Genomic DNA, 13,133 nt, shown 5'->3' on the forward strand with positions numbered 1-13,133 from the left:
CGCCACCGCCTGCGCACCCCCACCGGCCTGGACGGCGACCCCATCCCCGTCGACCTCGCCGCCAACGCCGCCAGCCTCGGCGCCGACGTCATCCGGGCGGCCACGACCGCCGACCTGCGGGACGCGCTCCAGCAGGCGCGCAAGTCCCCGAGGACGACGGTCATCCACATTGAGACGGACCCCTTGGCGGACACCCCCGACAGTGAGGCATGGTGGGACGTCCCGGTCGCGGAGGTGTCGGCGCTGGACTCCACCCGGGAGGCCCGCGCCCGATATGAAAGGGATAGGCGTACGCGCCGTCATCATCTGTGATCAACTCCTCAGACCGACCATTCGGGGAGAAACGGAGAACAGCCGATGAGAGGCGTTTTCGCGCGTGGGACGTCCAGGGGCCTGGCGGTGCTGGCCGCCGCGGGGCTGCTGGCGCTGAGCGCCTGCAGCAGCTCGGGCGGCAAGAAGTCCGAGGAGACCCCGGAGGGCGCCGGCCCCCGGTTGAAGATCGCGATGGTCACGCACTCCGGCGCGGGCGACACCTTCTGGGACATCGTCCAGAAGGGGGCGAAGGCCGCCGCCGCCAAGGACAACGTCGAGTTCCTCTACTCCGCCGACCCGGACGGCGGCAAGCAGGCCCAGCTCGTCCAGGCCGCGCTCGACAAGAAGGTCGACGGCATCATCGTCACCCTCGCCAAGCCGGACGCGATGAAGGACGTGCTGGCCCGCGCCGCCGCCGCGAAGGTGCCGGTCGTGTCGATCAACTCCGGCGCCGAGGAGTCGGCGAAGCTCGGCGCGGTCGCGCACTTCGGGCAGGACGAGTCGATCGCCGGTGAGGCGGCCGGCACGGAGCTGGGGAAGCTCGGCGCCAAGAAGGCGCTGTGCGTCGTCCACGAGCAGGGCAACGTCGGCCTGGAGGACCGCTGCGCCGGCGCGAAGAAGACGTTCGGCGGAGACCTGCAGAACCTGTTCGTCCAGGGCACCAACATGCCGGAGGTGAAGTCCTCCATCACGGCCAAGCTCCAGGCCGACAAGAGCATCGACGGGATCCTCACCCTCGGCGCCCCGTTCGCCGCGACCGCCGTCGACGCGGTCAAGGAGACCGGGAGCAAGGCCAAGGTCGGCACGTTCGACCTGAACAAGGACCTCATCGCCTCGATCAACTCCGGCGCGATCGAGTTCGCCGTCGACCAGCAGCCCTACCTGCAGGGCTACGGGGCCGTCGACGAGCTGTGGCTGCTGAAGAACAACGGCAACGTGCTCGGCGGCGGACGGCCCGTGCTGACCGGGCCCGCGATCGTGACCAAGCAGAACGCGGCGCAGCTGGAGGCGTTCGCGAACCGGGGGACGCGATGACCCAGGCGGTGGCCGGGCCGCCGGCGGCCCGCCCCGACGAGCGCCTGGCCCGGCGGTCGCCCGTGCGGCGGCTGCTGGGCCGCCCGGAGCTCGGCGCGCTGCTCGGCGCGGTGGCGCTGTTCGCGTTCTTCTCGATCGTCGCGGACGCCTTCCTGCGCGCCGGCTCGTTCTCCACCGTCCTGTACGCGGCCTCGACGTTCGGGATCATGGCGGTCGGGGTGTCGCTGCTGATGATCGGCGGCGAGTTCGACCTGTCCGCCGGGGTGATGGTGACGTCCTCGGCGCTGATCGCCGCGCTGACCGCCTACCAGTTCACGCTGAACGTGTGGGCGGGCGTGGTGATCTCGCTGGTGCTGACGCTGGCGCTCGGCATGGTGAACGGCGTCCTGTACGTCCGGACGCGGCTGCCGAGCTTCATCATCACGCTCGCCACGTTCTTCATGCTCGCGGGCCTGAACCTCGGCGTGACGAAGGCGCTCACCGGCAACGTCGCGAGCGACTCCGTCCGCGACATGGACGGCTTCGCCTCCGCCCGCGCGGTCTTCGCCTCCGACGTGGACGTGCTCGGCGTCAACGTCAAGGTGACCGTGTTCTGGTGGCTGGCGTTCACGGCGATCGCCACCTGGCTCCTGCTGCGCACCCGCCTCGGCAACTGGATCTTCGCGGTGGGCGGGGCCGCCGGCAGCGCCCGCGCGGTCGGCGTCCCCGTCGACCGGGTGAAGATCGGCCTGTTCATGGGCGTGGCGTTCTGCGCGTGGTTCTCCGGGATGCACCTGGTGTTCGCGTTCGCGACCGTCCAGTCCGGGGAGGGCGTCGGCAACGAGTTCCTCTACATCATCTGCGCGGTCATCGGCGGGTGCCTGCTCACCGGCGGCTACGGGTCGGCGGTCGGCGCGGCGATCGGGGCGTTCATCTTCGGCATGACGAACAAGGGCATCGTGTACGCCGAGTGGAACCCCGACTGGTTCCGGTTCTTCCTCGGCGCGATGCTGCTGGTCGCCACCGTGGTCAACCTGGTGGTGCGGCGCAGAGTGGAGCGGACGCCATGACGGACGCGAAGGGGGCGCCGCTCATCAGTCTCAGCGGCGTCGGCAAGAACTACGGCAACGTCATCGCGCTGCGCGACGTGGACCTGGAGGCCTCCGCGGGCGAGGTCACCTGCGTCCTCGGCGACAACGGGGCCGGCAAGTCCACGCTCATCAAGATCGTCGCCGGGCTGCACCGCCACGACACCGGCACCTACGAGGTGCGGGGCGAGGAGGTGAGCTTCGGATCGCCCCGCGACGCGCTCGACCGCGGCATCGCGACCGTCTACCAGGACCTCGCGGTCGTCCCGCTCATGCCGGTCTGGCGCAACTTCTTCCTCGGCTCGGAGAAGCGGGGCCGCTTCGGAGCGATGGACGTCAGGTCGATGCGCGAGACCACCCAGCGGGAGATGGCCGCGATGGGCATCGACCTGCGCGACGTCGACCAGCCCATCGGGACCCTGTCGGGCGGCGAGCGGCAGTGCGTGGCCATCGCCCGCGCCGTGCACTTCGGGGCCGAGGCGCTCGTCCTGGACGAGCCCACCGCCGCCCTCGGCGTCAAGCAGGCCGGGGTGGTGCTGCGCTACATCGTCCAGGCGCGGGAGCGGGGCCTCGCGGTCGTCTTCATCACCCACAACCCGCACCACGCCTACCCGGTCGGCGACCGCTTCCTGATCCTCAACCGCGGGCGCGGCATCGGGTACCACACCAAGGAGGAGATCACCCGCGAGGAGCTCACCGGCCTCATGGCGGGCGGGGGCGAGCTGGAGGAGCTCGCCCACGAACTCGACGCGGCGGGCTCGTCCGCCGCCGCCGCGCGGATGGCGAAGGAGGCCGAGAGCCTGGGCCTCACCCGCGACTGACGGCCCCCCCGGGCCGCTCAGGCGGCCCGGGGCGGTCCTCGCCCGGGGCCCGGGCGAGGACCGGTCCGGCGCGGGCGCGCGCTCTCCAGACCGAGACCGCGAAACCGTGGCGGATCACGCAGCGCAATGCCACACTCACAGAGCCGTGAAGACCAATCTCCCCGCCGAGCCCAACGCCTTCGTCGGCCGCGAACGCGACGCCGCCGACCTCGGCAGGCTGCTGGAGGGCATGCGGGCCGTCACCCTGTGCGGGGCGGGCGGGATCGGCAAGACGCGGCTCGCGCTGCACGTCGCGCACGCGGTCCTCGACGCGTCCCCGGCGGCCGGCGCGCACGACGGGGGCGTCTGGTTCGTGGAACTGGCCGACGTGCGCCCGGACGGGACGACCGAGCCCGTCGCGCGGCGCGTCGCCGCGGCCCTCGACGTGGCCGAGGAGGACGGCCGTCCGCTCACCGAGACGCTCGCCGACGCGCTGCACGCGCCGCCTGTCCTGCTCGTCCTCGACAACTGCGAGCACGTCGTCGAGGAGTGCGCGAAGCTCACGGGCCTGCTGCTGGCCCGCTGCCCGCGGCTGCGGATCCTCGCCACCAGCCGGGAGCCGCTGCGGATGGCGGGGGAGAACGTGTGGCGGGTGCCGCCCCTGGAGCCGGACGAGGCGGTCCGGCTGTTCCTGGAGCGCGCCAACGCGGCGCGGCCCGGGTTCGCCGTGTCGGAGGCCGTCCACGAGGTCACCCGGGCCCTCGACGGGATGCCGCTGGCGCTGGAGCTCGCCGCCGCCCGGGTCCGGGTGCTGTCGGCCGAGCAGATCGCGCGCCGCCTCGCCGACCGGTTCCGGCTGCTCAGCGCCGGTGACCGCACCGCCCCCGCCCGGCAGCGGACCCTGCGCGCCGCGATCGACTGGAGCCACGACCTGCTGGACGGGCCGGAGCGCGTCCTCCTGCGGCGCCTGTCGGTCTTCGCGGGCTGGACGCTGGAGCAGGCCGAGCACGTCTGCGCCGATCCCGCGCCGTCCGGCGGCGCCCTGCCCGCCGACGACGTCCTGGACGCGCTCACCGCCCTCGTCGACAAGTCCCTCGCGACCGTGACCGGGGAGACCGGCGGGAAGGTCCGGTTCCGGCTGCTCGACAGCATCCGCGAGTACGCGGCGGAGCGGCTCGCGGACGCCGGCGAGGAGGAGGAGTTCCGCGGGCGGCACCGCGACGCCGTCCTCGCCGACGCCGAACGCGACGGCGCGATCGCGCTCGGCGTCGAGCCCGCGCCCTGGACGGACCGGGTGGCGCTGTTCCACCGGTACGACACCGAGCTCGGCAACGTCCGGGCCGCGCTGACCTGGTCGCTCGACCACGGCGACATCGCCGAGGGGCTGCGGCTGTGCACGGCGCTGCGGACGTTCTGGATCGCGCGCGGCCGCGTCGCCGAATGGGCCGACCGGACCGACCGCTTCCTGTCCGCCGCCCGCGGCGTCGGCCCCCGCGTCCTCGGCCCGGCGCTCGCCGGCCGCGCCCAGCTCGCCATGGGGGGCCGCGACTTCGCCCAGGCCGCCCGGCGCGCCGACGAGGCGCTCGGGCCCTGCCGGGAGGCCGGGGACGACGTCATGACCGCGACCGCGCTGATCACCGGCGCCGAGTGCCTCGCCCGCGCCGGCCGCTTCGCCGCCGCCGCCCGCCGCCTGGACGAGGCCGACGCCCTCGTCCGCGACCCCGGACGGGAGTGGACCCGCGCCTACGCGTGCGCGGCCCGCGGCTACCTGCTGATCCGGGAGTCGCGGCTGCGCGAGGCCCGCGAGCGGCTCGGCGCGGCCGCGTCCGTCATGCGGGACATCGGCCATCTGTGGGGCGCCTCCCACGCCATGATCGGCCTCGGCAGGCTCGCCGAGCTGCGCGGCGACCCGGCCTCGGCCCGCGGCCACTACGCCGCGGTCCTGCCGGTCCTCGCCGAGATCGGCGCGCGGCCGGAGCTGGCGCGGGCCCTGGCCGGTCTCGGCCGCGTCGCGCTGGCCCGGGGAGACCTGCCCTCGGCCCGCGCGTCGCTCGCCGAGAGCCTCGCGCTGAGCCGCTCGTGCGGGATCCGGCTGGACATGGCCCGCGCCCTGGACGCGTTCGCCGAGGTGGTCGCGTGCGAGGGCGACGAGCGGGGCGCGGTGACGCTCGCCGGCGCGGCGTCCGCGCTGCGCGAGGCGACCGGCCGCGAGCCCGGCACGGGCGCGCGCCGCGAACGCGTCCTCGAACCGATCCGCCGCGGGATCGGCGAACCCCTCCTCGCCCAGTACTGGGGGGAGGGCCGCGCGATGACCGCCGACGACGCGATCGCCTACGCGCTCCGCGGTCCCGGGACGGTCCCGCCGCCTCGGCCGCCGGCGCAGGGCCTCGCCGCGCCGGGCGCCGCCGGACCGGTCACGCCGCCGAGCAGCCTCACGGCCCGCGAACGGGAGATCGCCCGCCTGGTCCGCCGCGGTCTCAGCAACCGCGGAGTCGCGGACGAGCTCGTCATCAGCCCCGCCACCGTCGCCCGCCACATCACCAACATCCTGACCAAGCTCGGCTTCTCCTCCCGCGCCCAGATCGCCGCCTGGGCCGTGGACAACATCCCCGCGGAGGATTCCTGACCGGGGGTGTGTACACATCGCGTGCGCTCCCGGGCGTCGGTCGAATACGACGGTGGTTGCGCACTTCGGCGCATGCGCGGGCCGGCGCGCCCGCCTAGCGTCGGCGCCATGCTCCCCAGAAGCGTGGACCCCGCCTACCCGGCGGTCACGGTGACCCACGCGGTGTTCGGCGCCGCACCCCACCCCGGGAGGACCGCGGTGCTGGACGCGTCGTCCGGACGCGCCCTGTCCCACGCGGAACTCTCCACCCTGGTCGGGACCGCGGCCTCCGCTCTCGCACGCGACGGAACCATGCCGGGGGACGTGGTCGGCCTGCGCCTGCGCGAGCCCCTGGACCTCGCCGTCGCCCTGCACGCGGTGATCGCGGCCGGCGCCGTCCCCTTCCCCGTCACCGGCCCGGACGCGTCCCGCCTGCTCGAAGAGGCCGGCGCACGCTCCGTCATCACCGACGCTCCCGGCGGCGATGACGACGCCGGAACCGGCCGCACCGGCGAGACGGCCCGGCTGCGGCTCGCCGATCTGCTCGCCGCCCCGGCCCCCGCAAGCGCGGCCCCGCACACGGTGGCCGACCGCGCCGGGGGCGACGTCGCGCTGCTGGCCTGTACGCCGGAGGGCGAAGGCGGCCCTGCCCGGACGGTGCGCCTGACGCACGCGGAGGTCGTCGCGGCCCTGATGAGGGTCGCCGAGTCGGCCATGTTCGGCGGCGCGGACACGGTGCTGAGCGCGCTGCCGTTCGGCACCGTCCTCGGGCTGAACGGGGTGCTCAACCCGGTGCTGCGGCTCGGCGCCACCGCCGTCGCGTACGCCGGGGCGGGACGCCACGACCTGCTCCGCGCGCTGCGGGACCACCGGGTGACCGTCGCGGTGCTGCCGCCGGAGCTGGTGGAGGCCCTCGCTCACGAGCGCGCCGTCTGCCACTACGACCTGCGGGTGCTGCGCGCCGTCGTGGTCGCGGGCGGGCCGCTCGCCTCGGAGGGGGCCCGCGCCGCCGCGACCCGGCTGGGCTGCCCGGTGCGGCAGGCGTACGGGCCGGCCGAGGCCGGCGGGTTCACCCACCTCAACCTGCGCGCCGCCGAGGAGGGGACGCTCGACTCGGTCGGGCGGGGCCTGCCGGGCGTGGCGTGGCGGGTCGTGGATCCGCGCACCGGGGCGGTGCAGCCGTCCTACCAGCCCGGCGAGATGTGCGTGCGGCTCCCGGTGGGGCGGGACGCCGCGGGCCCCGGGCGGTGGCTGCCCACCGGGGACTCGGCGTTCGCCGACGAGCACGGGCGGGCGTTCATCCTCGGGCCGCTCGCCGGGGAGCGCCGCGAACCGCCCGGCGACCCGGAGGCGGTGCTGGCCGCCCATCCGTCCGTGGGGGACGCCGTCGTGGCGCCCGCCCCCGACGACGACCTCGGGCTCGCGCCCCACGCGTTCGCCGTGCTGTCCGAACCGGTGTCCGAGGCCGACCTGCTCGCCTATGTCAACGGGCGCGTGCCGGCGACCCGGGCGGTGTCGGCGGTGCACGTCGTCGACGAGATCCCCCGCACGGCCGGAGGCCGGGTCAGGCGCCGGGAGCTCCTGGAGCGCGCCGGCCTGGCCCCGTGACGTGCGCACCCGCCACGATCACCGACGTGGTCCTGGAGGCGGCCGGTGAGGCGGCGGAGAGAGCCGCCGCCTCCCGGCGCGGGGAGCGCCCCGCCCTCGTCGACCCGGCGGGCGGGCTCGCGCGCGGAGACTTCGCGCGGGCCGTCCCGGCCGCCGCGGAGGGCCTGCGCCGGCACGGGGTCCGGAAGGGCGACCCCGGCGTGGTGCACGTCTCCGGGGTGCGTGAACTGGCCGTCGCCGTCCACGCGGTCGCCGCTGCCGGGGCCGTGCCGGTCCTGCTCCCGGCCGGTTGCGGCCCCGACGGGCTCGCGGCGCTGATGAACGAGGCTGGCGCCCGGTTCCTGCTGACAGGCGAGGACACCGCGGACCTGTCGATGGCGGCCGTGGAACGGTCGTACGTCAGGCAGGTCTTCGCCTTCGGAGACGTCCCCGGCGCCACGCCGTTCCGCCGCCTCCTGGAGCCCGGCGCCGCCCCGGGCGGCGGGCCGCCCGGCTCGCTCCGGGACACCGCCCTGCGCGTCCCGTCCCCGCCGCGGGACATCACCCACGCCGACCGCCTCGCCGACCTCGACCGCCTCTCCGGGACGCTGGGCGTCTCGGACGGCGACGTGCTCGTCCTGTGCGGCCAGGACGTCTCCGCTCGCACACGGATGGGGCTGGTGGACCTGTGCCTCATGCGGGGCGCCACCCTCGTGGGCGTCCCCGGCCGCGACGCGGCGGACCTGCTCGAAGCGATCCTCGGCCAGCGGGCCACGGCCGCCGTCGTCACCCCGGCCAAGCTCCGCGCCATCGCCTTCGACCACGGACGCGTCGCCGTCGCGGGGGTCCGCCTCGTGGTGACGGGCGCGCCGTCCGCCGAGGCGGTCCGCGCCTGCCGCGCCCGGCACGGCTGGCGGGTCGTCCCGCTGGCCTGACGGGCCGTTCCCGCGCGTCCCGAAGACGCGCGGGAACGCCCGGATGTCAGCCCGCGGGGGCGGGGTGGGGGATGGACTTGTGCTCCAGGTAGGCGTGCAGGCCCTCGGGGCCGAGCTCGCGGCCGAGGCCGCTGTTCTTGTAGCCGCCGAACGGGGTGTTCGGGTCGAGGGTGTACATGTTGACGCCGCAGCTCCCGGTGCGGATGCGGCGGGCGACCTCGACGCCGTGGTCGACGTCGGAGGTCCAGACCGAGCCGCCGAGCCCGTAGTCGCTGTCGTTGGCGATCCTGACGGCGTCGGCCTCGTCCTCGTAGGGGATGAGGACCAGCACCGGGCCGAAGATCTCCTCGCGGGCGATGCGCATGTCGTTGCCGACGTCGCCGAACACGGTGGGCGCGACGTACCAGCCGCGGTCGTGTGGGCGGTTCAGGCCGCCGGTGATCAGCTTGGCGCCCTCGTCCTGGCCGATCCGGATGTAGTTCTCCACGCGCTCCTGCTGCCGCTTGGCGACCAGCGGGCCGATCTCGCAGCCGTAGTCGGCGGGGTCGCCCACGTTGAGGCCGCTCACCATGGTCGCGAGCGCGTCGGCGACCTCGTCGTAGCGGCGGCGGGACGCCAGGATGCGGGTCTGCGCGGCGCACGCCTCGCCGTTGTTCATCAGCGAGGCCAGCTTGAAGCCCTCGACGGTGGAGGCCAGGTCCGCGTCGTCCAGGATGATCGCGGCGGACTTGCCGCCGAGTTCGAGGGTGACCCGCTTGAGCTGCTCGCCGCAGACCGCGCCGATCTTGCGTCCGGCGGCGGTGGACCCGGTGAAGGACACCTTGTCGACGTCGGGGTGGGCGACGAGGTAGGCGCCGACCTCGCGCCCGGCCGGGACGAAGTTGACGACGCCCTCGGGGACGCCCGCCTCGCGGATCCACTCGGCGAGCAGGTAGGAGTCGAGGGGGGTCTCGGGGGAGGGCTTGGCCACGACCGTGCAGCCGGCGATGAGCGCGGGCGCGAGCTTGAGCATCAGCGTGAACTGCGGGACGTTCCACGGGACGATCGCCGCGACGACGCCGACCGGCTCCTGGGTGACCGTGACCGGCCCGAGCATGCCCTGCCGCTCCTCCTCCCAGGTGTAGGAGGCGGCGAGGTCGACGTAGTACTGCAGCACCATCTGCGGGATGGCCGCCTGCCCGAACACCGAGAACATGATGGGCGACCCCATCTCGGCGGTCACGAGGTCGGCCATCTCCTGCTGCCGCTCGGCGTAGATCGCCGAGAGCCGGCCGACGATCTCCGCGCGCTCGGCGGGGGTCATCCGCGGCCAGGGGCCCTCGTCGAAGGCGCGCCGGGCCGCCGCGACGGCGGCGTCGATGTCGCCCTCGGTGCCCTCGGGGACCCGCCCGATGACCTCCTCGGTGTGCGGGGACACGACGTCGATCACGCCGGTCCCGGCCGGTGCGGCCCACTCGCCTCCGATGAACAGCCGATCGTGCTCGCGCATGCTGCTGTGCCTCCCCTGCCCGAGGGCCGACGCGGGTAACCGAATGCTTGCTTGGCCACAGCATCGCATGACGTCCCGGGGCGTTGGCAAGAGGAATGAGACTGGAGTCTCATTTGGTAGAACCGGGGCCGTGGCCGAGATCGCCGACGTCTGGTTCGGCCCCTCCTAGAGCAGGTGCGCGTTCGGGCGGCGGGCGCGCTCGGCGAGCCCGGGCAGCTCGACCGCCTCGACGCCCGCGGCCGCGAGGACCTCCGCGCCCGTGCCCGCGGCGAACAGGGCCGGCTCGCGCCAGGCGAACACGACGCGGCGGGCGCCCGAGGCGACGATCAGCTCCGCGCAGGTGCGGGGGCGCGACGCGCGGTGCCCGCACGGTTCGAGGGAGCTGTAGACCGTCGCGCCCGGCACATCGCCGCCGGCCCTGGCGAGCGCGGCCTCCTCGGCGTGGTCGTGCGGGTCGTGCTCCCGGGAGAAGCCGCGCGCGACCTCCCGCCCGTCCGCCCCGACGACGACCGCGCCCACCGAGAACGCGGTGCGCGAGGGCGGGCACAGGGCCGCGAGGTCGCAGGCCAGGGCCAGCCAGCCGAAGTCATCCACGCGCGCCCCCGACCAGGTAGCGCAGCAGGGCGAGGTCGCCGATGCGGGTGGCCTCCTGCAGCCGCATGGGGCGCGCGGGCGACTGCGGGAACACCCCGGACCGCACGAAGCGCGGCGCCGACGGGTCGCCGACGAAGAACGGCGCGACCACGAGCTGCAGCTCGTCCACCGCGTCGGCGGTGAGGAACAGCGTGTGGATCCCGCCGCCGCCCTCGACCATCAGCCGCCGGACGCCCCGGGCGGCGAGGTCGCCGAGCACCGCGTCCAGCGCGAGCGGGTCGCCGGCGTCCACGACGTCGGCGCGGCCGGCCAGCCGGTCCGCCAGCCCGGCCGCCGTGCCGGTCGGGGCGTACACGAGCTTCGGGGACTCGCCCGTGGTGAAGAACCGCGCGCCGGGGTCCAGGTCGCCGCTCCAGGTCAGCGTCACCTTGGTGAGGTCGGGCGGCAGCCCGCGCGCGACCCGCTGCTCCCGCCGCGCCGCCGACCGCACGAGCAGCCTCGGGTCGTCGGCCCGGACGGTGCCCGCGCCGACGAGGATCGCGTCGCAACCGGCGCGCACCGCGTCGACCCGGTCCCAGTCCGCCGTGCTGGACAGCCGGAGCCGCTCGGGAGTCGCGTCGTCGATGTAGCCGTCGGCGGACATCGCGCAGCTCAGCAGCACGTAGGGACGCTCGCTCACGCCGCCACCCTACGGGAGCGCCGCGTCCTTGATCGCATCGCCGGCGCAGATCGTTTGAGGCGACTCGGCGTTTCTGCGCCGGATGTGTCGGAGGGGGTGCCTATGGTTGCTGCGACATGCGAATCCTGCACACCTCCGACTGGCATCTCGGCAGATCGTTCCACCGCGAGGACCTGCTGGCCGCGCAGGCGGCGTTCGTCGACCACCTGGTCGAGACCGTCGCGGCGGAGCGGGTCGAGTGCGTGCTGGTCTCCGGGGACGTCTACGACCGCGCCCTGCCCGCGGTGGACGCCGTCCGGCTGTGCAACGAGGCCCTGGAGCGGCTCGCCGCCCTCACCCGGGTCGTGCTCATCGCGGGCAACCACGACTCCGCGCGCCGCCTCGGGTTCGGGTCGGCGCTGATGGACGCCGCCGGCGTGCACGTCCGCACCGACTTCGCGACCGTGGGGGAGCCCGTCGTCGTGGGCGACGCCGCGATCTACGGCGTCCCCTACCTGGAGCCCGAGCTCGTCCGCCACCCGTGGGAGCTGGAGGAGCGCAGCCACGCCGCCGCGCTCACCGAGGCCATGCGCCGCGTCCGCGACGACGCCGCGCGCCACGACCGGCTGTCGGTCGTGCTCGCGCACGCGTTCGTCACCGGCGGCGAGTCCAGCGAGAGCGAGCGCGACATCTCGGTCGGCGGCTCCTCGCAGGTGTCGGCGTCGGTGTTCGACGGCGTCGACTACGCGGCGCTCGGCCACCTGCACGGCGCCTGGAGCATCGGCGACCGCGTCCGCTACTCGGGCTCGCCGCTGGCGTACTCCTTCTCCGAGGAGCGGCACGTCAAGGGCTCGTGGCTGATCGACCTGCGCCCCGGCGGCGTCGCTGCGGAGTTCGTGGAGGCCCCCGTCCCGCGGCGCCTGGCCCGGGTCCGCGGCCGCATCGACGACCTGCTGTCCGACCCGTCCTACGACGAGGTCGAGGACCGCTGGCTCCAGGTCACGCTCACCGACGCGCGCCGCCCGTCCGCGGCGATGGAGCGGCTGCGCCGCCGCTTCCCGCACACGCTCGTGCTCGGCTTCGACCCGCAGGGCGGCGGCGCGGACGGCGGCCGCACCTGGTCCGAGCGCGTGCGCGAGCGCTCCGCCCTCGACATCGCGGGCGACTTCGTCGCCGAGGTCACCGACGGGCCCGCGACCGAGGCCGAACGCGCCCTGCTTTACGAGGCCTTCGAGGCCTGCCGCCAGAAGGAGGCCACGGCGTGAGGCTGCACCGCCTGGAGATCGCGGCTTTCGGGCCCTTCTCGGGCACGGAGGTCATCGACTTCGACGCGCTGTCCGACGCCGGCCTGTTCCTCATCCAGGGCCGGACGGGCGCGGGCAAGACGAGCGTCCTCGACGCGGTCTGCTTCGCGCTCTACGGGCAGGTGCCCGGCGTCCGCAACGCGGTGAAGGGCCTGCGCAGCGACCACGCGCCCCCCGGCGCCGGGCCGCGCGTGGTGCTGGAGACGACCATCCGGGGCCGCCGGCTGCGCGTCTCGCGCTCGCCCGCCTGGGAGCGGCCGAAGCTGCGCGGGTCCGGGACGACGACCGAGCACGCCAAGGTCGTCGTCGAGGAGTTCGAGCACGGCGGCTGGGTGGGCCTCACCACCCGCCTGGACGAGGCGGGCGACCTCGTGACGCGGATGCTCGGCATGACCGCCGTCCAGTTCTGCCAGGTGGCGATGCTGCCGCAGGGGGAGTTCGCCGGGTTCCTGCGCGCCGGCGCCGACGAGCGCCGCAAGGTGCTGGAGCGGCTGTTCGCCGCCGAGGTGTTCGCGCAGGTCGAGAAGTGGCTCGCCGAGCGCCGCGCCGCCACCGGCCGGGAGGCCGCCGAGCTCGGCGCGCGGGCCGTCTCGATCTCCGATCGGATCTGCGAGACGACGGGCGCCGCGCCGCCGCGCGAGCCGCGCCCGGAGTGGACGCCAAGGACGAGGCCGCCGGCGACGCGGAAGCCAAGGACGAGGGCGAGAAGGAGTAATCCGCCGCTTGAACTGGGCGAGCGTTTGCTCG

Annotated in this window: 12 protein-coding genes; 9 read left to right on the forward strand and 3 right to left on the reverse strand. The window is 74.9% G+C overall.

Going from position 1 to position 13,133, the window contains the following annotated elements; all coding sequences use genetic code 11:
- The 7 genes from ABWI04_RS38515 to ABWI04_RS38545 all read left to right on the forward strand — a co-directional run.
- On the forward strand, window positions 1-312 hold a 312-nt coding region (locus tag ABWI04_RS38515), incomplete at its 5' end, for a thiamine pyrophosphate-dependent enzyme (protein WP_353835465.1).
- A 45-nt stretch (window positions 313-357) separates the two neighbouring features.
- Entirely contained in the window at window positions 358-1,347 is a 990-nt protein-coding gene (locus ABWI04_RS38520; RefSeq protein ID WP_345187611.1) for a sugar ABC transporter substrate-binding protein, read from the forward strand.
- Complete coding sequence (locus ABWI04_RS38525; RefSeq protein WP_353835466.1) at window positions 1,344-2,396, forward strand: ABC transporter permease; 1,053 nt, start codon at window positions 1,344-1,346, stop codon at window positions 2,394-2,396. The genes ABWI04_RS38520 and ABWI04_RS38525 overlap by 4 nt, the downstream gene beginning before the upstream one ends.
- A complete protein-coding gene (locus tag ABWI04_RS38530) occupies window positions 2,393-3,235 on the forward strand; it encodes an ATP-binding cassette domain-containing protein (protein ID WP_353835467.1) in 843 nt (280 codons plus the stop codon). Before ABWI04_RS38525 ends, ABWI04_RS38530 begins: the two co-directional genes overlap by 4 nt.
- A 145-nt stretch (window positions 3,236-3,380) precedes the next feature.
- Window positions 3,381-5,840, forward strand: a complete 2,460-nt coding sequence (locus ABWI04_RS38535) for an ATP-binding protein (RefSeq protein WP_345187603.1) — start codon at window positions 3,381-3,383, stop codon at window positions 5,838-5,840.
- Window positions 5,841-5,948: 108 nt separating this feature from the next.
- The gene (locus ABWI04_RS38540) at window positions 5,949-7,427 is read left to right on the forward strand and encodes a class I adenylate-forming enzyme family protein (RefSeq protein ID WP_353835468.1); all 1,479 of its coding nucleotides are present in this window, start codon (window positions 5,949-5,951) and stop codon (window positions 7,425-7,427) included.
- Window positions 7,424-8,341 carry an AMP-binding protein gene (locus ABWI04_RS38545; protein WP_353835469.1) on the forward strand — a complete coding sequence of 306 codons (918 nt, stop codon included), beginning with the start codon at window positions 7,424-7,426 and terminating at the stop codon, window positions 8,339-8,341. Before ABWI04_RS38540 ends, ABWI04_RS38545 begins: the two co-directional genes overlap by 4 nt.
- Before the next feature lie 46 nt (window positions 8,342-8,387).
- Here the strand turns inward: ABWI04_RS38545 and ABWI04_RS38550 are convergent, their stop codons facing one another.
- From ABWI04_RS38550 to ABWI04_RS38560, 3 genes are all read right to left on the reverse strand, one after another.
- Window positions 8,388-9,830, reverse strand: a complete 1,443-nt coding sequence (locus ABWI04_RS38550; RefSeq protein WP_353835470.1) for an aldehyde dehydrogenase — start codon at window positions 9,828-9,830, stop codon at window positions 8,388-8,390.
- Between the two features lie 165 nt (window positions 9,831-9,995).
- Window positions 9,996-10,424 carry a cytidine/deoxycytidylate deaminase family protein gene (locus tag ABWI04_RS38555; protein WP_353835471.1) on the reverse strand — a complete coding sequence of 143 codons (429 nt, stop codon included), beginning with the start codon at window positions 10,422-10,424 and terminating at the stop codon, window positions 9,996-9,998.
- Window positions 10,417-11,103, reverse strand: a complete 687-nt coding sequence (locus ABWI04_RS38560; RefSeq protein WP_345187592.1) for a RibD family protein — start codon at window positions 11,101-11,103, stop codon at window positions 10,417-10,419. Before ABWI04_RS38560 ends, ABWI04_RS38555 begins: the two co-directional genes overlap by 8 nt.
- 116 nt (window positions 11,104-11,219) lie before the next feature.
- On the opposite strand from ABWI04_RS38560, the gene ABWI04_RS38565 reads away from it, so the two are divergent.
- Together ABWI04_RS38565 and ABWI04_RS38570 are read left to right on the forward strand one after the other, a co-directional pair.
- Window positions 11,220-12,347 carry an exonuclease SbcCD subunit D gene (locus tag ABWI04_RS38565; RefSeq protein ID WP_353835472.1) on the forward strand — a complete coding sequence of 376 codons (1,128 nt, stop codon included), beginning with the start codon at window positions 11,220-11,222 and terminating at the stop codon, window positions 12,345-12,347.
- A partial coding sequence (locus tag ABWI04_RS38570) for an AAA family ATPase (RefSeq protein ID WP_353835473.1) occupies window positions 12,344-13,133 on the forward strand: 790 nt, incomplete at its 3' end. The genes ABWI04_RS38565 and ABWI04_RS38570, both read left to right, overlap by 4 nt.

Origin of the sequence: Actinomadura sp. NPDC000929 (genome assembly GCF_040492065.1) — a bacterium.
Taxonomy (GTDB): Bacteria; Actinomycetota; Actinomycetes; order Streptosporangiales; family Streptosporangiaceae; genus Spirillospora; species Spirillospora verrucosospora.

Bases quoted from the DNA above. Each gene is read 5' to 3' on its own strand.
- ABWI04_RS38520 (WP_345187611.1), top strand. From the start codon at position 358: ATGAGAGGCGTTTTCGCGCGTGGGACGTCCAGGGGCCTGGCGGTGCTG.
- ABWI04_RS38525 (WP_353835466.1), top strand. From the start codon at position 1,344: ATGACCCAGGCGGTGGCCGGGCCGCCGGCGGCCCGCCCCGACGAGCGC.
- ABWI04_RS38530 (WP_353835467.1), top strand. From the start codon at position 2,393: ATGACGGACGCGAAGGGGGCGCCGCTCATCAGTCTCAGCGGCGTCGGC.
- ABWI04_RS38540 (WP_353835468.1), top strand. From the start codon at position 5,949: ATGCTCCCCAGAAGCGTGGACCCCGCCTACCCGGCGGTCACGGTGACC.
- ABWI04_RS38550 (WP_353835470.1), bottom strand. From the start codon at position 9,830: ATGCGCGAGCACGATCGGCTGTTCATCGGAGGCGAGTGGGCCGCACCG.
- ABWI04_RS38565 (WP_353835472.1), top strand. From the start codon at position 11,220: ATGCGAATCCTGCACACCTCCGACTGGCATCTCGGCAGATCGTTCCAC.